Source organism: Sphingobium sp. DEHP117 (assembly GCF_030867385.1).
In the GTDB taxonomy this organism is placed as follows: Bacteria; Pseudomonadota; Alphaproteobacteria; order Sphingomonadales; family Sphingomonadaceae; genus Sphingobium.
In genome coordinates this window covers 311,460-330,927 of record NZ_JAPFBJ010000002.1, presented here as the reverse complement: position 1 = coordinate 330,927, position 19,468 = coordinate 311,460, and the positions used below count along the sequence as shown (strand labels likewise).

The 19,468-nt window shown below is 64.2% G+C and carries 17 protein-coding genes; 7 read left to right on the top strand and 10 right to left on the bottom strand.

All coding sequences use genetic code 11. The features are described from left to right. Positions 1-76: 76 nt before the first annotated feature. Positions 77-1,375: an arylsulfotransferase family protein gene (locus OOT33_RS08595; protein WP_307749607.1), complete on the bottom strand. Its 1,299-nt coding sequence runs from the start codon at positions 1,373-1,375 to the stop codon at positions 77-79. A gap of 197 nt (positions 1,376-1,572) precedes the next feature. Here OOT33_RS08595 and dnaE point away from each other — a divergent pair, with 197 nt between their 5' ends. After that, complete coding sequence (gene dnaE / locus OOT33_RS08590; protein ID WP_307750339.1) at positions 1,573-5,178, top strand: DNA polymerase III subunit alpha; 3,606 nt, start codon at positions 1,573-1,575, stop codon at positions 5,176-5,178. Between the two features lies 1 nt (position 5,179). On the opposite strand, the gene OOT33_RS08585 is transcribed toward dnaE, so the two are convergent. From OOT33_RS08585 to secB, 6 genes are all read right to left on the bottom strand, one after another. Beyond that, positions 5,180-5,866, bottom strand: coding sequence for a glutathione binding-like protein (locus OOT33_RS08585; protein ID WP_307749606.1), 687 nt, complete (start codon positions 5,864-5,866; stop codon positions 5,180-5,182). A gap of 38 nt (positions 5,867-5,904) precedes the next feature. Further along, positions 5,905-6,762 carry a formyltetrahydrofolate deformylase gene (gene purU / locus OOT33_RS08580; protein ID WP_307749605.1) on the bottom strand — a complete coding sequence of 286 codons (858 nt, stop codon included), beginning with the start codon at positions 6,760-6,762 and terminating at the stop codon, positions 5,905-5,907. A gap of 88 nt (positions 6,763-6,850) precedes the next feature. Next, complete coding sequence (locus tag OOT33_RS08575) at positions 6,851-7,486, bottom strand: DUF4136 domain-containing protein (protein WP_307749604.1); 636 nt, start codon at positions 7,484-7,486, stop codon at positions 6,851-6,853. Positions 7,487-7,605: 119 nt separating this feature from the next. Then, positions 7,606-8,610, bottom strand: coding sequence for a tryptophan--tRNA ligase (gene trpS / locus OOT33_RS08570; RefSeq protein ID WP_307749603.1), 1,005 nt, complete (start codon positions 8,608-8,610; stop codon positions 7,606-7,608). A 17-nt stretch (positions 8,611-8,627) separates the two neighbouring features. After that, positions 8,628-10,205, bottom strand: a complete 1,578-nt coding sequence (gene murJ, locus OOT33_RS08565) for a murein biosynthesis integral membrane protein MurJ (protein WP_307749602.1) — start codon at positions 10,203-10,205, stop codon at positions 8,628-8,630. A 23-nt stretch (positions 10,206-10,228) separates the two neighbouring features. Further along, positions 10,229-10,738, bottom strand: a complete 510-nt coding sequence (gene secB / locus OOT33_RS08560; protein WP_307749601.1) for a protein-export chaperone SecB — start codon at positions 10,736-10,738, stop codon at positions 10,229-10,231. Between the two features lie 205 nt (positions 10,739-10,943). Here secB and OOT33_RS08555 point away from each other — a divergent pair, with 205 nt between their 5' ends. Genes OOT33_RS08555 through OOT33_RS08545 form a run of 3 tightly spaced genes read left to right on the top strand, consistent with a single transcriptional unit; the run spans position 10,944 to position 13,419 of the window. Beyond that, positions 10,944-11,600 carry a Tim44/TimA family putative adaptor protein gene (locus OOT33_RS08555; protein ID WP_307749600.1) on the top strand — a complete coding sequence of 219 codons (657 nt, stop codon included), beginning with the start codon at positions 10,944-10,946 and terminating at the stop codon, positions 11,598-11,600. A 23-nt stretch (positions 11,601-11,623) separates the two neighbouring features. Continuing rightward, positions 11,624-12,880 (top strand): MltA domain-containing protein, encoded by a 1,257-nt coding sequence (locus OOT33_RS08550; protein ID WP_307749599.1) that lies wholly within the window; start codon positions 11,624-11,626, stop codon positions 12,878-12,880. Further along, positions 12,880-13,419, top strand: a complete 540-nt coding sequence (locus OOT33_RS08545; RefSeq protein ID WP_307749598.1) for a Smr/MutS family protein — start codon at positions 12,880-12,882, stop codon at positions 13,417-13,419. The genes OOT33_RS08550 and OOT33_RS08545 overlap by 1 nt, the downstream gene beginning before the upstream one ends. 130 nt (positions 13,420-13,549) lie before the next feature. On the opposite strand, the gene OOT33_RS08540 is transcribed toward OOT33_RS08545, so the two are convergent. Continuing rightward, positions 13,550-15,334 carry an ATP-binding cassette domain-containing protein gene (locus OOT33_RS08540; protein ID WP_307749597.1) on the bottom strand — a complete coding sequence of 595 codons (1,785 nt, stop codon included), beginning with the start codon at positions 15,332-15,334 and terminating at the stop codon, positions 13,550-13,552. Between the two features lie 186 nt (positions 15,335-15,520). Here OOT33_RS08540 and OOT33_RS08535 point away from each other — a divergent pair, with 186 nt between their 5' ends. From OOT33_RS08535 to OOT33_RS08525, 3 genes are read left to right on the top strand one after another with little or no spacing between them, the layout of a single operon-like run. Beyond that, positions 15,521-16,639 carry a hypothetical protein gene (locus OOT33_RS08535; RefSeq protein WP_307749596.1) on the top strand — a complete coding sequence of 373 codons (1,119 nt, stop codon included), beginning with the start codon at positions 15,521-15,523 and terminating at the stop codon, positions 16,637-16,639. A gap of 45 nt (positions 16,640-16,684) precedes the next feature. Further along, positions 16,685-17,764, top strand: coding sequence for a CDP-alcohol phosphatidyltransferase family protein (locus OOT33_RS08530; RefSeq protein WP_307749595.1), 1,080 nt, complete (start codon positions 16,685-16,687; stop codon positions 17,762-17,764). Further along, a complete protein-coding gene (locus OOT33_RS08525; protein WP_307749594.1) occupies positions 17,761-18,198 on the top strand; it encodes an HIT family protein in 438 nt (145 codons plus the stop codon). Before OOT33_RS08530 ends, OOT33_RS08525 begins: the two co-directional genes overlap by 4 nt. A gap of 6 nt (positions 18,199-18,204) precedes the next feature. On the opposite strand, the gene OOT33_RS08520 is transcribed toward OOT33_RS08525, so the two are convergent. Further along, positions 18,205-18,960 carry a sugar phosphate nucleotidyltransferase gene (locus tag OOT33_RS08520; RefSeq protein ID WP_307749593.1) on the bottom strand — a complete coding sequence of 252 codons (756 nt, stop codon included), beginning with the start codon at positions 18,958-18,960 and terminating at the stop codon, positions 18,205-18,207. A 39-nt stretch (positions 18,961-18,999) separates the two neighbouring features. Further along, positions 19,000-19,365, bottom strand: a complete 366-nt coding sequence (locus OOT33_RS08515) for a MerC family mercury resistance protein (RefSeq protein WP_307749592.1) — start codon at positions 19,363-19,365, stop codon at positions 19,000-19,002. Between the last annotated feature and the right edge of the window lie 103 nt (positions 19,366-19,468).

Genomic DNA, 19,468 nt, shown 5'->3' with positions numbered 1-19,468 from the left:
GGAGGGGGAGCGGCTTGGCGCGCCATAGCCCAAACGCTGCGAAGCAGCCTGTTTCGGATCAAAGGCGGGCTGTTCCCTATTTGCAGGACCAGTCTTTCACCTTGAAGTATGAGGGCGGATAGCTCTCCGCCCCGTTGAGCCAGGCCGCTTCCTTGTCGTCATAGCGGTTGACATATTGCCAGACAATTCGGCCGGCGCGGTCCACCTGGAACGCGCGGCCCGCATTCGCCTCGGTGATCAGCATGCCCCCATCACCCAGCATCTGGTGGAGGCCACGCTGGTTGGTGAAGAAATGCTGGTCCTTGCGCCCGCCGAAAATGGTCTGCGTTTCGCCGGTTGTAGGGTCGATGGCGATGATGCGGCTGCCCCCGAAACGAGTGCCGTCCGCCGTGCCGTCCGGGTGATTGTCGAACACCGTAATGCGCCCATCCGTGCCCCAGTCGGGGTCATGCTGGCGGATCCACGGGCCGACGCGGTGCCATTTGATCCGTTCCATCTTCGCGTCGGTCACGAGGATCATGTTGAGGTTGCGGATCGAGACGAGCAGGTCGCCCGGCGTGAACATCGGGAAGGCCTGCGCCAGCGAGGCGGGCAGCTCCTCGATCTCGTTCAGGTGAAATTCGCCATTGGTCTTGGGGTTGTCGTCCGAGTGCGAGGTCAGCGCCGAAAGCATGCCGCTGCGCGCAAACAGATCGGTGATCGCGCGCTGCCTGATGAGCTTGCCATTGGCGTCATAGACGCGGATTGCATCCTCCCAATAAGGTTCGGTGAATGGCCACTGTTTCGGCTTTTCGACATAGTCGCTTCCGCCGATGACGATGTGCCCGTCCGCCAGCAGATTGGGCGAATGGTGGGTGTTCTCGCGCGTCGCCCAGATTTTTTTGCCGCAGCGGTCGAGCTTCACCATCCCGCAGGATTCGAAAGCGAACAGCACCGATCCGTCCGGGTCTATCAGCACATTATGTGCGGCGCTGTTCCAGTTGGTCTGCGGCACGTTGCGGCACTGCCCGGCGCTTGGCAGCTGCTCCAGCGGTAACAGGTTCCAGCGCGCCAGCACGGTCCCGTCGCGCCGCATCAGCTGGGCGTGTTGATCGTCGCCGATAAAGCCGGACAGCAAAATGAGGTCGTCGCCCGGCGTCTTGTTCACCGTCACGCCCTTGCCCGGATAGCGGGCGGGGACGAGGAAATGGGTGGGCCGCTTGTGGGTAAGATTGGGTAGTTCCTCAATGAGGATCTTTGCATCGTCATAAACGCCGAAGGCCGCCTGCGCGACTGCATTGTCACTCCGCGCCGAAAACAGCCCCGCACCGAAAATCAGGGCGACCGCCCCCGTCACTGCGCTGGCGTAAAACGCCGCGCGGGAAATATCGACCATAGATACAGCCCCCGTGCATGGTGGTCTTGCGCCCGTCTTCTGGTCGTCCCCGCCGACAGGGGATGATGGGAGACAGGCTCATCCTGTTCATAGCTGTAAAGCGGCTCAGTGTTGTGGGCAAGTGCACTAACCATCTCCTGTGGATAAGTGCCGCAGCAGCCTTGCCCGATCGGGGTACGTCCACTAGCTTTGCGCCCATGCCCGCTGCGCCTGCCCACGCCCCGTTCGTCCCGCTGCGCGTTTTTTCCAGCTATACGATGCTCGATGGCGCGATCGAGCCGAAGATCATCGCCAAGCAGGCGAAGAAGCTCGGCTTCCCCGCCGCCGCGCTGACCGACCGGAACGGGCTTTATGCCGCGATGGCCTTTTCCGACGCCTGCAAGGGTGACGGGGTACAGCCGATCATCGGCACGATGCTGTGCGTGGCGCGGCCGGGCCGCCCACCGGGAGCCGCGCCGGTGTACGACTGGCTGGCGCTCTATGCCCAGGGCACGAAAGGCTATGACAATCTCTGCGCGCTCGTCTCGATGGCGCATCTGGACCGGCCGATCGAGGAGCAGGCGCATGTCGGCTTCGAGGCGCTGGCGGGATTGACCGACGATCTGCTGTGCCTCACTGCGGGCGGCGAGGGCGCGCTGGCGCGCCTCTATGCGGAGGATCAACCGCAAGCGGCCGAGGAGTATTGCGCGGCGCTCGAGGGGCTGTTCCCCGGCAAGCTGTACATCGAGATCTGCCGCCGGTCAGACGCGGTGGAGGACCGGGCGGAGGCGCAGCTCATTGACCTCGCTTATGCGCGCAACCTGCCGCTCGTCGCCACCAACCCCACCTGCTTTGCCGGCCCGGAATTCCATGAAGCGCATGACGTGATGCTGTGCATCGCCCAGAGTGCCTATGTCGAAAGCGCAGAGCGGCGAAGGTCTTCTGCCGACGCATGGATGAAGCCCGCGCAGGAGATGCAGCGCCTGTTCGAGGATCTGCCCGAGGCGCTCGCCAATACGCTGGTGGTGGCGCAGCGCTGCGCCGTGATGGCGCCCAAGCGCAAGCCGATCCTCCCCAGCCTTGCGGGCGATATCGAGGGCGAGGCGCAGATGCTGCGCGAGATGGCGACGGCCGGGCTGGAGGCGCGGCTGAAGACAAAGCTCGCCCATTCAACTCCCCCTCTCCCCTCTGGGGAAATGGACGGGGTGAGGGGAGACGGCGACACCCTCACCCAACCCTCTACCTCGAGGGAGAGGGCTTTGGAAGGTCAGTTTCAGGCTTATTTCGAACGCCTCGAGTTCGAACTTTCCATCATCATCCAGATGGGCTTTCCCGGCTATTTCCTGATCGTCGCGGATTTCATCCAGTGGGCGAAGGCGAACAATATTCCGGTGGGGCCGGGGCGCGGCTCGGGCGCAGGCAGCGTGGTGGCCTGGGCGCTGACTATCACTGATCTTGATCCGCTGGAGCTCGGCCTGCTGTTTGAGCGCTTCCTCAACCCTGAGCGGGTGTCGATGCCGGACTTCGATATCGACTTCTGCGAAACGCGGCGCGGCGAGGTGATCCGCTACGTCCAGCAGAAATATGGCGCGGATCATGTGGCGCAGATCATCACCTTCGGAAAGCTGAAGGCCCGCGCCGTGCTGAAGGACACCGGCCGGGTGCTCCAGATGAGCTACGGCCAAGTCGATCGCCTCGCCAAGCTGGTGCCCAATCACCCGACCGACCCGTGGACGCTCGAGCGCACGATGAACGGCAGCCAGGAGTTCGTGGCCGAGGTCAAGGCGGACCGGCAGGTGAAGCGCCTCGTCGACCTCGCGATGCAGCTGGAAGGCCTGCCGCGCCACAGCTCTACCCACGCGGCGGGCGTGGTGATCGGTGACCGGCCGCTGAGCCAGCTCGTGCCGCTCTATCGCGATCCGCGCTCGGACATGCCGGTGACGCAGTTCGACATGAAATATGTCGAGGCGGCGGGCCTGGTGAAGTTCGACTTTCTCGGCCTTAAGACCCTCTCGGTGCTGCAGCGTGCGGTGGAGCTGTTGGCGAAGCGCGGGGTGGTGGTGGATCTGGCGGCCCTGCCTTGGGATGACGAAGCGGTTTATGATCTGCTCCAGCGTGGCGATACGGTCGGCGTCTTCCAGCTCGAATCGGAGGGCATGAGGAAGACGCTCGCCGCCGTGAAACCCACCAATTTTGGGGACATCATCGCGCTCGTCTCGCTCTATCGCCCCGGCCCGATGGACAATATCCCCATGTTCGGCCGGCGGAAGAATGGCGCGGAGACTATCGAATATCCCCATGCGCTGCTGGAGCCGATCCTCAAGGAAACATACGGCATCTTCGTCTATCAAGAGCAGGTGATGCAGGCCGCGCAGATCCTCGCCGGCTATTCGCTGGGTGATGCTGACCTGCTGCGCCGCGCGATGGGCAAGAAGATCAAGGCGGAGATGGACGCGCAGCGCGACCGCTTCGTCAAGGGCTGCGCGGAGGTGTCGCAGATCCCCAAGGCCAAGGCGAACGAGCTGTTCGACTTGATCGACAAGTTCGCAGGGTACGGCTTCAACAAGAGCCACGCGGCCGCCTATGCCTTGCTCGCCTATCACACGGCGTGGCTGAAGGCGCATCATCCGGCGGAATTCTACGCCGCCTCGATGGCCTATGATATCCACCTTACCGACAAGCTGACGGTGTTCGTGGATGACATGCGGCGCACCGGAGTGGCGTGCCTGCCGCCGGACATCAACCGGGCGGAGGCGGACTTCACGGTCGAGCCGGTGGAGGCGCAAGGCGAAGACCCGCGCCTGGCCCATGGCGTGCGCTATGCGCTGGGCGGCCTCAAGGGCGTCGGCGAAAAGGCGATGGAACAGCTGGTCGAGGAGCGGGAGCGCAATGGCCCCTTCCTCAGCCTCGATGATTTCGCGGACCGGATCGAGCCGCGCCTGCTCAATCGTCGCCAGCTCGAAAGTCTGGCCGCTGCCGGAGCGTTCGATGGCATCCATGCCGATCGCTCCGGGGTCCATGCCGCCGCCGAAACCATCCTTTCGGTCGCGGCCAGCGCGCAGGAGGCGCGGGTCAGCGGGCAGGGAGGCCTGTTCGGTGGCGAGGACACGCCGCATGCAGAGGTGCGCGTGCCGCCGCATGAACCCTGGCCCACCGCCACACGCATGGCGCAGGAGAAAGAAGCGTTCGGCTTTTATTTCTCGGCGCATCCGGTCGATCGCTATGCCCATATCGCGCAGGCGCGCGGCGCGCGCAGCTTCGGGTCCATTTGCGCCCAGCCGCCTGCCACCAACAGCGAAGGCCGCGCCACATCGATGATGGCCGCGCTGGTCGAGGATGTGCGCTGGCGCGAGACCAAGCGCGGCGCCCGCTATGTGTCCGCCACCTTTTCGGACAGCAGCGGCCAGTTTCAGGCAAGCTGTTTCGATGAAGCGAGCTGCAAGAAGATCGCCGATCTCGCCGAAGCGGGCGAGTGCGCGCTGCTGAATGTCGAGCTGGAGCGCATGCCGGGTGAGGAGGTGCCGCGCGTCACCGTGCGCGGCGCGCAGTCGCTGGCGTCAGCCGCGAGCGGAATGCGCCTCGAGCTGTGGATCGATGTGGAAGAGCCCGCCGCCGTCGCGCAGATCGCGCAGATGCTGTCCGGCTGCCGGGGCGGGCGCGGGGAGGTGCGCATCCGGGCGCGCGATGCCCAGGGAAGGATCGCAAGCCTGCGGCTGGGCCGGGATTTCCAGATCGACGCCGAAACCATTGAGCGGCTGCGCGCGCTGCCCGGCGTGGCCGGAGCCCAAATGCCCGCGCGCGAGCCGTTGCGGCTGGTGGGCTGAGCTACTTCTTCAAGCCGAACAGCTTCGCTTTCTCTTCCTCGCTCGGCTCCTCACCCTTGGGATAGAGCGCCTCCTTTTCGGCATAGACCTTCTCGACTGCCGGGCGTGCCTTCACAGTCTCGAACCAGCGCTTTACATTGGGGAAATCATCGAGATTCTGCTTCTGGTTCTCGTGCGGCACGATCCACGGGTAAATCGCCATGTCGGCAATCGAATAGTCGCCCGCGACATAGTTCCGGTTCGCCAACCTCCGGTCAAGCACGCCATAGAGCCGCGCGGTCTCGTTGACATAGCGGTTGATGGCATAGTCGATCTTTTCGGGCGCATAGATGTTGAAATGATGGTTCTGCCCCGCCATCGGCCCCAGCCCGCCCATCTGCCAGAACAGCCATTGCAGCACGTCCATCGTGCCGCGCGGGTCTGCGGGTAGGAACTTTTCATATTTGCGCGCGAGGTAGAAGAGGATCGCGCCACTCTCGAACACGGTAATCGGCTCGCCGCCGCCGGGCGGATCGAGATCGCGGATCGCGGGAATGCGGTTGTTGGGCGAGAAGGAGAGGAAATACGGATCGAGCTGCTGGCCCTTCAAGATGTTGACGGGGAAAACTCTGTGCTCCACCCCCGCTTCCTCAAGAAAGATGGAGACCTTGAGGCCGTTGGGCGTGGGCCAGCTGTGCAGTTCGATCATGGCGGTATCCTTTCAGCGCGAGACAAAGGGGTGGCAGGTCATCCGCGGAAGACGACCGTGCGGTTGCCATTGAGAAACACGCGATCGTCCAAATGGAGCCGCACGGCTTCAGAAAGCACGCGCCGCTCTATGTCCCGGCCCTTGCGCACCAGCTCCTCCGGCGTGTCGGCATGGCTGATCGCTTCGACATCCTGATGGATGATCGGCCCCTCATCGAGATCCGCCGTCACATAATGCGCGGTTGCGCCGATCATCTTCACGCCGCGCGCGTGCGCCTGATGATAGGGCTTGGCCCCCTTGAAGCCGGGCAGGAAGCTGTGGTGAATGTTGATGCAGCGTCCTGAGAGGAAGGCGGCCATCTCGTCCGACAATATCTGCATATAGCGCGCCAGCACGACGAGGTCCGCTTCCGTCTGCTCGATAAGATCGCGGATCTGCCCTTCCTGATGTGCCTTGGTGTCTGTGGTCACGGGCAGATGGTGAAAGGGTAGCCCGCCCGTCATGCTGGCCATCAGCGCGTTGCGCGGGTGGTTGGAGGCGATGCCGACGATATCCATCCGGAGCTCGCCGATGCGGTGGCGATAGACGAGGTCGCTCAAGCAATGATCGAACTTCGAGACGAGGATCAGCACTTTCGGCGCATGCGCGGATGCGCGCAGCCGCCACTCCAGCCCAAGCTCCTGCGCGACCCGCGCGAATTCGGCCCTCAGCGCGTCCAATCCGCCCGCAGGGGCGCTGAACTCCACCCGCATGAAAAAGCGGGTGTTGAGACTGTCGTCGAACTGCTGCGCCTCAAGGATGTTGCAACCGCGCTCAGCCAGAAAGCCGGCGACGCGGGCGACAAGCCCGGGCCGGTCGGCACAGGAAAGGCTGAGAATGAGCTGATCGTCAGGCATGCAGGCTCCGCAAGGCACTCGTACAAATCGAGCGTCGCCTTAGCGAAGTTTTCCAGGGACTGCACCGGTCTTTGGTGGCCGTGCTGACCTATTTCTTTTCCGGCGCCAGCGTGATCTTCACGGTTTCGCCTGAGCGGCCCGGGAAGTTCACGAACATCGCGTCGATGAGGTTCGGCACCAGATAGGTCAGCTTGTTGCTCAGAGACTGTGCTTCCGCCTTGCCCTCGAACAGCCGCTGGCCGCCGTTGGCGCGGTCTATGCGCAGCTCCAGCGTGCCGGTATAGACCGTATAGCTCTCGACATCGCGATAGCCCGCGCCAAACATGAAGGGGTCATAGAAACCCCAGTGATAGGGGCGACCCCAATAGCCATAGCGTCCATAGCCGTAATAGAAAGGGTCAGGCGCGAAGCCGGTGGAACGCACGCGCTCGCGCCCGTTGTCAACGGCATAGCGCATCCGCACGACAAGGTCCGCGCGCGCGGCATCCTGGGCCGGGACATAGCCGACACCGCCGAGCTTGTGCTCCAGCAGAGACGCATATTGCCCGAACTCCAGACCACCGGCGAGGCGCGGATCATCGGCAACGATGGTGAAGGTTTGCCCCTGCGGCGCGGGCAACTGTTGGAAGCGGGCCACATCCGCCTTGAAGCGTTCGGCGCAACCGGCGGTCAGCAACAGGGCCGCGCTGGCGAGCGCAATGCCGAGGGCCTTGTTCTTTCTCATGATCTCTCTCCTCGCCGCCGCTCCGGGGCGGCGCGGCGTGCAAATTCAGAATGCGATAGTGGTATAACGCAACTGAACCGCATTTGAACGAACTCGTTTCGCCGGAGGTTCCAACCCGTTCAGCGCATGAGGCCCATGGCGTCGTAAGCCGCCCGCAAGGTGGGTTCAGCAGCGGCAGAGGCCTTCGCTGCGCCCTTTTCGAGAATGGCGTCGAGTGCGGAATGATCATCCTTCAGCGCCACATAGCGGTCGCGAATCGGGGCGAGCGCACCCACCAGCAGATCTGCGAGCGCGGGCTTGAACGCGCCAAAGCCCTGCCCCGCGAATTGCGCGCACACAGCGTCGGCGTTTGTGCCCGCCATTGCCGCGTAGATGCCGATCAGGTTCAGCGCTTCCGGCCGCCCCTCCAGCCCCTTCGCCTCCGATGGCAGCGGTTCCGGATCGGTCTTGGCCTTGCGCACCTTCTGGGCGATCGCATCGTTGTCGTCGGTCAGGTTGATGCGGCTCTGGTCCGACGGGTCGGACTTCGACATCTTGGCCGAGCCATCGCGCAGGCTCATGATCCGCGCCGTCTCCTTGGGGATGATCGGGTCGGGCAGGGTGAAGACCTCGCGCTCGAAATCGGTGTTGAACTTGATCGCGATGTCGCGCGTCAGCTCCAGATGCTGCTTCTGATCCTCGCCCACCGGAACATGCGTCGCCTGATAGAGCAGCACGTCCGCCGCCTGGAGCACAGGATAGGCGAACAGACCCACAGACGCGCTTTCGCGGTTCTTGCCAGCCTTGTCCTTGAACTGCGTCATGCGGTTGAGCCAGCCGATCCGCGCGGTGCCGTTTAACAACCAGCACAGCTCGGCATGGGCGGGTACGCGCGCCTGATTGAACAGCACGGAGCGATCCGGGTCGATCCCGCAGGCGACCAGCGCCGCCGCCATCTCGCGCACATTGGCGAGGCGCTGCTCGCGCCCCTCGTGCACCGTGATCGAGTGCATGTCGGCCAGGAAGAAGAAGCACTGAGATGTTGAGTCCATCTCGTCCTGCATCTTCACCCAGTTGCGGATCGCGCCAAGATAGTTGCCAAGGTGCAGGTTGCCGGTGGGCTGGATGCCGGAAAGGACGCGCATGTCTCTGGTCTTTCGTTCTATCTGCGGCGCGTGGTCAGCGCCCTCACTTCGGACAGGCGATAGGCGCCCAGCCCGAAGATCGCGCCCGCATAGACCATCGCGCCCCCGCCGCACAACAGGGAGAGCGCGAGGAGGCGGCCGAAAAAGCCGCCGGTCATATGCTGGTCTGCCAGTGGCGCGCCGAACCACAGGGCTGCGCCCATCACCGCGCTGGCGCCGATGATGCGCATGCCCCGGCTGAGCAGCCGCGCATCCGCCTGCAGATGGTCGTCCCGATGCAGCAGGTAATACAGGATCAGGACGTTGACCCAGGCCGAGAAAGCAGTAGCGGCCGCCACGCCAACATGGCCCAGCGGCCAGATCAGGATCAGGTTGCCGACGAGGTTGAACAGCATGGAAAACAGCGCGACGCGCACCGGCGTCTTCGTGTCCTGCCGGGCATAAAAACCGGGCGTCAGCACCTTGATCAGCACATAGGCGGGCACGCCCAGCGCAAACACCGCGAGTGCAGAGGCCGCGCCCACCGTATCCTGCGCGGTAAAGACCCCATGCTGGAGCAGACCCCGGATCAGCGGCGTCGCCGCGACGCACAAAGCCACAGCAGCGGGCAGAGCGAGGAACAGCGCCAGCTCGATCGCGCGGTTTTGCGTTTCCCTGGCCGCGCCCTCGTTGCCGGAGCCGATCTGGCGGGACAGCGCGGGCAGGATCGCGGTGCCCACGCCGATGCCGATCAGGCCGAGCGGCAGCTGGTTCAGCCGGTCCGCATAATAGAGATAGCTCACCGCGCCTTGCGGAAGAAACCGCGCGGCCAGCGAGGTCGATATCAGCAGGTTGAACTGGATAGCCCCCTGCCCCAGCGCGGCGGGCAGAATGAGTAGCAGCATCTGCTTCACGCGCGGGGTGATGCGCGGCATGCGCGGCCACAGCACCACGCCTTCACGCGCGCATGCCCACATCAGCCACAAGAGCTGCATCGCGCCCGATACCGTAACGGCGATCGCCTGCGTATAGCTCGTCTCCACAGGCGTTTCGCCGCGAAAGAACAGCACAGCCGCGATCATGCACACATTCAGCAATATCGGCGCGGCGGCATTGACCCAGAAGCGATCGAGCGAGTTCAATATGCCGCCCAGCAGCGAGACGATGGAGATGAGCGCGAGATAGGGGAAGGTGATGCGGGTCAGGTCCACCGCCAGCGCGAACTTCTCCGGCCCGCCATCGGGAAAACCGCCGGTCATCGCCCAGACGATCTGCGCGGCAAACACCATCATGATGACGGTGAAAATTACGAGGAACGGGAACAGTACCGAGAGCACCTGTCCGGCAAACAGCACCGCAGCCGCCTTGCCCGAGCCGGGCTTCTCGGCGTCCGCCTCGGCCATCGTCCGGTTGAACATCGGCACGAACGCGGCGGAGAATGCGCCTTCCGCAAAAAGCGCACGAAACAGATTGGGCAGGCGCCAGGCGATCAGGAACGCGTCCGATGCCAGCCCCGCGCCCAGGAACCGCGCGACCAGCATGTCGCGCACCATGCCGAGCACCCGGCTGACCAGCGTGAGCGCGCCGATGGTGCCCGAAGCGCGGAGCAGGCCCATGGCGTCAGCGCGCTCTGTTGGCGTCAGGCGTTACCGACAACCGGCTCGCCGTCCTGCCCCTGAGAGGCCTGCTGCGCCTGAAGCTGTTGCAGGTAGAGGCCGTTGAAGTCGATCGGATCGAGGATCAGCGGCTGGAATCCGCCGTCGCGAATCGCATCGGCCAGCACGCGGCGGGCGAACGGAAACAGCAGGCGAGGGGCCTCGGCAAAGAGGAACGGGTGGATCTGATCCTCCGGCACATTGCGGATCCCGAACAGGCCGGCATAGGTCAGCTCGGTCGCAAACGCGGTGCCTTGGGCGGCCTTTGCTTTCACCTCGATCTTGAGCGACACTTCGTAGACATCTTCGCCCGGCTTATCCGATCCGATGTTGAATTGCACATCGATGTCAGGCTGCTCCTGCCACTGGTAGACGGCGGGAGAGTTGGGATTTTCGAACGACAGATCCTTCACATATTGTGTGAGCAGGCCGATGGCAGGCGCGGTGTCTGCGCCATTGGCGAGCGGTTCGGCGGAGGCGGCGTCTTCGGCCATGATGATCGTCTTTCCCTCAATGAAATGCTGGTGGGCACCGGCATGCCGCCACCCGTGTGCCCGCGCGCTTAGCAGTAGCGGCGAGAGAGGGCAATGCAGACGATAGCGGCTTTCTCGCGCTTTTTCGCCGTGCGGGTTTGAAAATCGGGATCAGTTTGCCTATGTTGCCTGTTCATCCCCCTATCAACCGGGACAGGCCAAAACCGTGTACATGATCGTCATACTGGCTCTCGCCGCCGCTTTCCTCGCGCTGCGGCTCTATTCGGTGCTCGGCCGCCGGACAGGGCATGAGCAACAGCCCGCGCCGCTTCAGCCGGATGATCGTGTCGCGCACAAGCCGCTTCAGCCCGAGATGCAGGCGAGCGCCGCCGCAGACACCACCCGTCTTGCCAACAGCCTGATCGCGCCTGAGGCAGAGAATGGCGTCCGCGCGATCATTGCGGCGGATCGTCATTTTGATGTGCCGCAGTTCGTTGAAGGCGCGCGCTCCGCTTATGGCATGATTTTGGAGGCGTTCTGGAAAGGCAAGCGCGACGAGCTGCGCTGGCTGTGCGACTCGGATGTCGCGCAGTCCTTCGAGGATGCGATCGCGGCGCGTGAGGAGGCGGGCGAGGTGATGGACAATCGCCTGGTGCGAATCGAGAAGGCGCAGATCGTTGACGCCGCCGTGCATGGGCGCACCGCTCATGTCACTATGCGTTTCGATGCGGACATTGCGGCTGTAACCCGCAACCAGGAGGGCGCGGTCATCGCCGGTTCGATGAGCGATGCCGTCGCCACGCATGATCTCTGGACCTTCTCGCGCGAGATCGGCCACGCCGACCCCAACTGGAAATTGAGCGAAACCGACGAGGCCGCGTAAGCGTGGCGAAGGCTCGGCGCAGCATGGTCGGCCGCGCTGTGGCCGTCGTAGGGGGCGCGTTGCTCCTTTCTGCCTGCGCAGGCGGTATCATCCCGCCGTCGCGTGGCCCTGCGCCCGCTCCCGCCCCAAAAGCTCCACGCACGCCCGCGCCGAAGCCGGTGCCGGTACCCCCGCGCCCCGCGACGCCATCCACCCCCGTCGCGCCGACCGCCTCCACCGACACCGCGCTCACCGCCGGCCTGGTTGCGGGTCCGGCGCTGGGCGAGCTGGTGCGCCAGAACGAGCGCACAGTCGCCGCGCTCGCCGCCTTCCGTATCTCCTGTCCCTCGCTGATGCGCCGTACGGATCAGTCCGGCCTGACGCAGGGGCAGGACTGGGCGCCAGCTTGCGCCGCCGCCGCGAGCTGGCCCGCCGAGACTGCTGCCGATTTCTTCGTACGGTATTTCGAGGCGGCCCAGGTCGGCAACGGCGCGGCTTTCGCCACCGGCTATTACGAGCCAGAGATTGCGGGATCGAGAGTCCCCGGCGCTGCGTATCAGGTGCCGATCTATCGCCGCCCGCCCGATCTGATCGACGTCGACCTCGGCCAGTTCAGCGATAGCCTCAAGGGCAAGTCGATTCGTGGCCGGGTGGAAGGGCAGAAGTTCATTCCCTATTTCGCGCGGGCGGACATTGTGGATGGCAATGCGCTATCCACCCGAGGGCTTGAGCTGGCCTGGGCGGCCGATCCCGTCGAGTTCTTCTTCCTTCAGGTGCAGGGCAGCGGGCGCTTGCGCCTGCCCGATGGCGGCGTCATGCGCATCGGCTATGATGGGCAGAACGGCCGCGACTATACCGGCATCGGCAAGCTGATGAAGGACCGCGGCCTGATCCAGGCCGGTTCGATGCAGGACATCATGGCCTATCTGCGCGCCAACCCCGAGGAGGGGCGCAGGATCATGAACGAGAACAAGAGCTTCGTGTTCTTCAAGGAGATCACGAGCGCCGGGCCGCTGGGCGCGCTGGGCCTGCCGGTGACGGCCGAGGCCACGGTCGCGGCGGACCCGCGCTATGTGCCGCTCGGCGCGCCGGTGCTGCTCGCGCTGGATCGGGCGGAACCGAACGGCGTCTGGATCGCGCAGGATACCGGCGGCGCGATCAAGGGCGCGAACCGCTTCGACACGTTCTGGGGCGCGGGTGAGCGCGCACGCACGATCGCCGGCGGCATGTCTGCGCGCGGCACGTCATGGGTACTGTTGCCCATCGGCACTGTGGCGCGGATCAACGCTTCGGCGCGATAATGCCGCCACGGCGCCTCAGCCCTGAGGAACGGGAGATCTGGGCGCGGCTGGCGCGCAGCGTGACGCCGCTGCCCGGCCGGGCGGTTGATTTGGCTCCACCCGAGGTTTTTACCCCTATCGACAGCAAGCCAGCTCGACCTGCTGCGCTTCCGCCGTCAGCAGAACGGCAGCCGCCGCGCCGCGCACCTACGCCGGTGCTGGATACGAGCTGGGAACGCCGCATCACCAACGGCACGCTCGCGCCCGATGTCACGATAGACCTGCATGGCCACACGCTCGATGCCGCGCATCAGCGCCTTAATCATGCACTCGGCCATTCCATCGCGCGCGGCCACAGGGTGATGCTGGTGGTGACGGGCAACCCCCGCCCGGCGCATGTCGGCCCGCTGGGGCACAAGACGCGCGGCGCGATTCGCGCGGAAATCGGGGATTGGCTTGCGCTCTCCGGTCATGCCGATGCCATCGCCAGCGTGCGCACCGCCCACCCGCGCCACGGCGGCAAGGGCGCGCTCTATATCATCCTTCGAAAGCGCGGATAACGCAGGCATGATTTGGCTCAGGCCGGAGCGAAGATGCCACGTTTTGAGAACCGGCGCGCAGCGACCTTATGGGGTCGTGAGCACCGGAAGCGCAAAAAGGTGGTATTTGCAGCCCGGCATGGGGCAAATTCTATACCATGGCTTTGAACTTGCGGCTGGTTGCCAGCAGCTCATCATAAGTACCCTGTTCGGCGAGGCCGCCCCTGTCCAGCATGAAAATCTGGTCGCACGGGCGCACCGTCGTCAGCCGGTGGGCGATCATGATGATCGTCTTCTGATGGCTCAGGGCCTGCACCGATTCCATCACGGCCTTTTCGGTCAGCGTGTCAAGCGCGCTCGTCGCTTCATCGAGCACCAGCACGGAAGGATCGCGATAGAGCGCGCGGGCGATGCCGATGCGCTGGCGCTGGCCGCCTGACAGGCGCACGCCGCGCTCGCCCACGCGGGTTTCATAGCCCTCGGGCATGTCGCTGATGATGAAATCATGGATCTGCGCCATGCGTGCACATTCCTCGACCTTCGCCATGTCGATGGCGGCGGCAGGAACGCCCAAGGCGATGTTTTCGGCCACGGTGGTATCAGCGAGGAAGATCGTCTGCGGAACATAGCCCAGCGCCTGCTGCCAGCTCGGCAGGCTGCTCTCGTCGATCGCCACGCCGTCGACCAGAATGCGCCCTTGCGAGGGCCGCAACAGCCCCAGGATGATGTCCACCAGAGTCGTCTTGCCTGCGCCGGTTCCGCCGACAAGGCCCACCGAGGTGCCCACGCCGACGCGCAGGGTAATGCCTTCGATCGCCGTCTTGCGCATGTTGGGATAGGAAAAGCCGATATTGTCCAGCACGATCTCGCGCTTGGGGTGCATGGCGGCCGGGGCCACGGCGGGCTTAGGCTGCGGAGGTTCGGTCTGTTCGAAATCGTCGCGGATCGCATTCAGCACCGAATCGCCCACTTGCAAATTGCTGAGCCCGCTGAACACGCGCTGGGCCGAGGGGATGAGCTTGTAGCCCGCCAGCGCATAGACGCTGAGGCCCGGCAGCACGAGCGCCCCGCCGCGCCCGGTTGCGAGCAACAGCAGCGCCAGCGTCAGCGCCCCGCCGATCGCCACCGCCTCGATGAGGTAGCGCGGCGCCTCGGCCAGCGCCTGGCTGATCGCCTGGTGGCGCGCGGCGCGCAGCGATGCTGGGCGGAACTGGTTGAGATAAACATCCTCCCGCCCCATCAGCTTGATATCCTTGATCCCCCCGATCGCCACTTCGATCGAGGAGAACCGCTGGGTGTTCGCGATCTCAAGATCCTGCCCGATGTGCGAGAGCATCTTTTTCGACGCGCGGAAGATCAGCACATACATCCCGCCGATCACCCCCCCCACGGCGAGCGCGATAAAGGGATCAAGCGCCAGCATCACGCCGGTCATCGTCATCACCACCAGCGTATAGGCGATCACATACATGCCCGGCTGCACGACATAGCTTACCAGCATCTGTGAATCGGTGGTGATCTTCTTGGTCAGCTCGCTGCTATGGCGCTGGAGGAAGAAAACATAGGGCTGGCGCAGATAGGTTTCCAGCAAGCGCTCGGCCATCCTGTGCCCGCTCTTCTGGGCAAAAAGGTTCATCATGAATGTGGTGACGATGCGGATCACCGCCGCCAGCACCACGATCACGAACGCGACCAGGCCGAACGCCAGAAGGAAGCTGTGATGATTTGTAAAGCCGAGGCCGTGATAGATGGCCGAGATGGCAGGCTGGATCTCGATCATCTGCGGGCGGCTCAGCACCATGAAGAAGGGCAGCAGCATCGCGATGCCGAACGTCTCGCTCATGGCCATCAACACGACCATTATGAGCAGGCGCGCGCCGCGCCTTCTGTCCTTGGGCGCCAGCAGCGCCACGGTGCGGACAAGGGTTTTCCACATTACAGACAGTCACTCCAGGGGGCGTTGCTGACCCGTTGGTTTTAATATGCTCCCCTACACAGTCAAAGCGCCATTTGGTGTATGTCTGTCAAGACAGGATCGGATGATCCCTGTTGGCAAGCGCGCGCCGACCCGGCATGAGGAAGCGCAGAGCCAGCCGGAAGGAATGCTGTCAGGGTGCGAATAGTGTTTCTTTTCATCGGTGAAGCGCATCAGGCGCTGCACGCGCTGCCCATCGCGGCGGAGATGCAGGCGCTGGCCCCCGATGTCGAGCTTGAGGTTGCGGTGGCGAGCGACGCGCACGGCTGGGTGCTGGATCTGGTGCGCAGCGCCTATCCCGGTTTCGCACCCAAGGTGAAGAAGCTCGCAATTCCGGCACTGTCTGCGGTGCAAAAGCGGCTCAACGGGGCTGATGACCCACCAAGGCTGCTCACACTGTTGCGGCATATCGGCTATCTGCGCGGGTTTGACGCGATCGTGGTGCCCGAGCGCACGACGACGATCGTCCGTCATTTTCTTTCCGGTCGCACCCGCCTGATTTTCACGCCGCACGGCGCGGGTGACAAGGCGATCATGCTCGATCCGCGGGATCGCTTCTTCGACTTCGTGCTGGTGGCTGGCGAAAAGAGCGAGAAGAGGCTGCTGGAGGCAGGGACGATCACGCCCGGCCGCTATGCGGTCAACGGCTATGTGAAGCTCGACTTCATGCAGAAGATGGCGCGGCATCGCCCGCCGCTGTTCGATAATGACCGCCCCACCGTGCTCTATGCGCCGCATTTCAGGCCCGACCAGTCCTCATGGGAGACGATGGGGAGGGATATCATCGCGGCGTTCGCGGCGCAGGATCGCTTCAACCTCGTCGTCGCGCCGCATATCCGCCTGTTTCATCGCGTCAGCAAGGCGGCGAAGGCGAAGATTGAGGCGATGGCGGTGCCCGGCAAGATCATCGTCGATACCGGCTCCAACCGGCTGGTGGACATGACCTACACCGGCGGGGCGGACATCTATCTGGGTGACGTCAGCAGCCAGGTGTACGAGTTTCTCGCCACCCCGCGCCCCTGCGTGTTCCTAAACGCGCACGGTGCGCAGTGGCAAGGCGATCCCAATTTTCTGTTCTGGACGCTGGGCGAAGTGGCGGACACGGTGCCGGCGGCAATGGCCGCGATTGAGCGCGCGGGCTCCGAGCATCCCCGCTACAGCGCCTTGCAAGCCCAGGCATTGGCATTGTCTGTCGGCGGCGACCCCGCCGGCGCGGCGCGGCGCGGCGCAGAGGCGATCCTGCGCTATCTGCGGCCTGCTGGCTGAGGAAGGCTCTTCTCAAGCGCGGCGGGATGCTTTAGCCGCGAGAGCATGACCAATGATCTCGACATCGGACCGGTGGCTTTCTCGGGCGAGGGGACCGAGCGCATCTGGGGCATGACTGCGGCCGAAAGGGCGCGGCGGATGCTGGTGCGCGATGTGCCCGCCGGGGTTGCCATCGCGCCGGGGCACAGGCTGCACATCAATCAGGATTATGCGTTCGATCCGCTGCTGCTGCGCCTTGCCCTGCGGCGGCCGGGCGTTGCCTTCCACGATGGCGAGGCGCTGGTGATCGGGCAATTGCCGGAGGATGGCGAACCTGCCGAGCGGATCGACCTGCGCACATCGCCCGGCTTTTACAACGAAAAGCTGCGCAAGACCGAGCGGCCGTTTGCCATTCGTGTCTCGCCGCAGACGCGCGCGCAGATAGAGCGGGCGAGCTATTTCGGCGCCTATAAGGGCGTGACGGACCTGCTCACCAAATATCTCTGGCCCGAGCTCGCTTTCCACCTCACCCGCCTGGCCGCCGCGTTGAGGATGACGCCCAATATGGTCACCGGCATCGGCGCCACCCTGTGCGTGCTGGCGACGATCCTGTTCTATCGCGGCGAATATTGGCAGGGGATGGCGGCGGGCTTCGTGTTCATGGTGCTCGATACGGTCGACGGCAAGCTTGCCCGCTGTACCATCACGTCGAGCAAATGGGGCAATGTGTTCGACCATGGGATCGACCTCGTCCACCCGCCGTTCTGGTGGGCGGCGTGGGGGCTGGGGCTGGCCCATGTCGGCCTTGCCCTGCCAGTCGCCACCTTTGCGGCACTGATGGTGGCGATTGTCGCGGGCTATGTGCTGCAGAGGCTGTGCGAAGGCGTCTTCCTCAAATATGCCGGGATGGACATGCATGTCTGGCGCCGGTTCGACAGCTGGTTCCGCCTCATCACCGCGCGCCGCAACCCCAATATGGCGATCCTGTTCGTCAGCCTGATCGCGGGCCGGCCCGATATCGGCCTGATCGCGGTGGCGTGGTGGACCATCCTCTCGCTGCTGGTGCACATGGGGCAGGTCGCGCAGCTGGTGCAAGCGCGCAAGGCTGGGAGGCCTATCACAAGCTGGCTGGAGCAACCGCGATGAACGAGACGATCCGCAAATTCGGCTATCCCGCAACCTTGATCGGCGAGACGGCGCATTGGGTCGTGCTGCTCCGCCCGGCGCAGGTGACATTGGGGTCGCTGGTGGTCGCCGCGAAATCGGACGCGACCGCTTTTGGCGCGCTGCCGGCGGAATGTCATGCTGATCTGGCAGAGGTAACGCGCCGTGTGGAGGCGATGCTGCAAGCGGCGGTATCGTATGAGCGTATCAACTGGCTGATGCTGATGATGGTGGACCCCTATGTGCATTTCCATGTGCTGCCCCGCTATGAGGGGGAGCGTAGCCATGGGGCGCTGACTGTGGCGGATGCAGGGTGGCCCGGTCCGCCGGATCTCAAATCCGCTCTCGTACTACCGGAGGCGCAGCAGGCCGAGCTGGCGCAATGGCTGCGCGGGCGCTGGGATGAGACCAACTGAAAGCTGCTAGCGCCAGCCAGCCGTCAGCTTCTCCGCCACATCGACATCGTTGAGGAAGTCGACCTCGCCCCATTCCATCCCTTCGATCGATAGCGTGCCGACTTTTTCGGTGGACGCGAGCTGGTCGATCACCTTCAGATACCAGTTCTCCACTCCGGCGGGCGTGCGCATCGCCGCCTCCACCGCCTCGCGAAACAGCGCGCCGCCTTCGCCGCGAAAGGCAAGGAAGCCGATCGATTCGGCATTGCTCTGCGCGGCGGTCAGCGTCTTGCCGATGTGGACGAGGCGGTCGCCGTCCCGCTCCACCTTCATGTCGTCGCTGTCATAGTTTGGCTTCACGTCGACCGTCACGCAGATGGGCCAGTCCGCACCCTGTTGGACCCGCCCTACAAGGGCTTGGGATACGAGCGTGTCTCCGTTCAAAATCAAATAGTTACCCGTCATCGCCTCGCGCGCGATCCAGCAACTCCCAAGGTTATCCGCTACCTTGAAAAAGGGATTGAAATGTTCCTTCAAAACCAGCCCCGGCCGCGCCAGCCGCTCCAGCTCCGCCTCCACGTCCTCCGTATGAAAGCCGGTAACGACATGGATTTCGTTCACCCCATTGGCGTGCAGCGCATCCACCTGCCACGCCAGCAAGGTCTTTCCCGAAAGCCCGATCAGGCATTTGGGCAAATCGGCGGTTAGGGGGAGAAGGCGGGAGCCTTGCCCCGCGCTCAGGATGATGGCGCGGCTGATCGGGGTAGGTGCGGTGCTGGTCATGCGCCCAGATAGAAAAGGAAAGCGCCGCGCGCAATATTCTCAGCAGGCGCGTGCGTTCATCAGGTGCGCGCCCGCCACCAGCGATACGCCGAGGATGGTGAGCAGCGCCTCGCTGAAGCCATGCGGCACAAACAGCGCCGCCGCCATCAGCGCCAGGCCTGGAACCCCCGCGAGGATCGGAAGGGTGCGCCGGTGTCGCACCAGGCCGCTGCCCAGCGCCACTGCGCCGAGCAAGGTGGCACATGCCAGGCCGATTTCATGGATGCGCGGGTCGGCGAACAGATGGCCGAGCGAAGTCAGCGTGCCGATCAATATGATCGTTGCCACGCAGTGCACGACGCAAAAGCCGGACAGAACGATCGCGGCCCGGTCAAGCCAGTAGAAATGGGGAACCCTCGGCTGCATGCTACTCCTCGCCGGGCCTTATAGCCGCAAAATCTGAAGATACAATATAACATTGCTCTGGCGAGAGGGTTCCCTCTTGAAAAGAGGAAGGTGTCGGCGCATC

Coding starts and splice junctions, on each gene's coding strand:
- OOT33_RS08520 (WP_307749593.1), bottom strand. CDS start 18,960: ATGACCAGCACCGCACCTACCCCGATCAGCCGCGCCATCATCCTGAGC.
- purU (WP_307749605.1), bottom strand. CDS start 6,762: ATGCCTGACGATCAGCTCATTCTCAGCCTTTCCTGTGCCGACCGGCCC.
- OOT33_RS08575 (WP_307749604.1), bottom strand. CDS start 7,486: ATGAGAAAGAACAAGGCCCTCGGCATTGCGCTCGCCAGCGCGGCCCTG.
- OOT33_RS08595 (WP_307749607.1), bottom strand. CDS start 1,375: ATGGTCGATATTTCCCGCGCGGCGTTTTACGCCAGCGCAGTGACGGGG.
- OOT33_RS08530 (WP_307749595.1), top strand. CDS start 16,685: ATGACCAATGATCTCGACATCGGACCGGTGGCTTTCTCGGGCGAGGGG.
- trpS (WP_307749603.1), bottom strand. CDS start 8,610: ATGCGCGTCCTTTCCGGCATCCAGCCCACCGGCAACCTGCACCTTGGC.
- secB (WP_307749601.1), bottom strand. CDS start 10,738: ATGGCCGAAGACGCCGCCTCCGCCGAACCGCTCGCCAATGGCGCAGAC.
- OOT33_RS08585 (WP_307749606.1), bottom strand. CDS start 5,866: ATGATCGAACTGCACAGCTGGCCCACGCCCAACGGCCTCAAGGTCTCC.
- OOT33_RS08550 (WP_307749599.1), top strand. CDS start 11,624: ATGGTCGGCCGCGCTGTGGCCGTCGTAGGGGGCGCGTTGCTCCTTTCT.
- OOT33_RS08515 (WP_307749592.1), bottom strand. CDS start 19,365: ATGCAGCCGAGGGTTCCCCATTTCTACTGGCTTGACCGGGCCGCGATC.
- OOT33_RS08545 (WP_307749598.1), top strand. CDS start 12,880: ATGCCGCCACGGCGCCTCAGCCCTGAGGAACGGGAGATCTGGGCGCGG.
- OOT33_RS08540 (WP_307749597.1), bottom strand. CDS start 15,334: ATGTGGAAAACCCTTGTCCGCACCGTGGCGCTGCTGGCGCCCAAGGAC.
- dnaE (WP_307750339.1), top strand. CDS start 1,573: ATGCCCGCTGCGCCTGCCCACGCCCCGTTCGTCCCGCTGCGCGTTTTT.
- murJ (WP_307749602.1), bottom strand. CDS start 10,205: ATGGGCCTGCTCCGCGCTTCGGGCACCATCGGCGCGCTCACGCTGGTC.
- OOT33_RS08525 (WP_307749594.1), top strand. CDS start 17,761: ATGAACGAGACGATCCGCAAATTCGGCTATCCCGCAACCTTGATCGGC.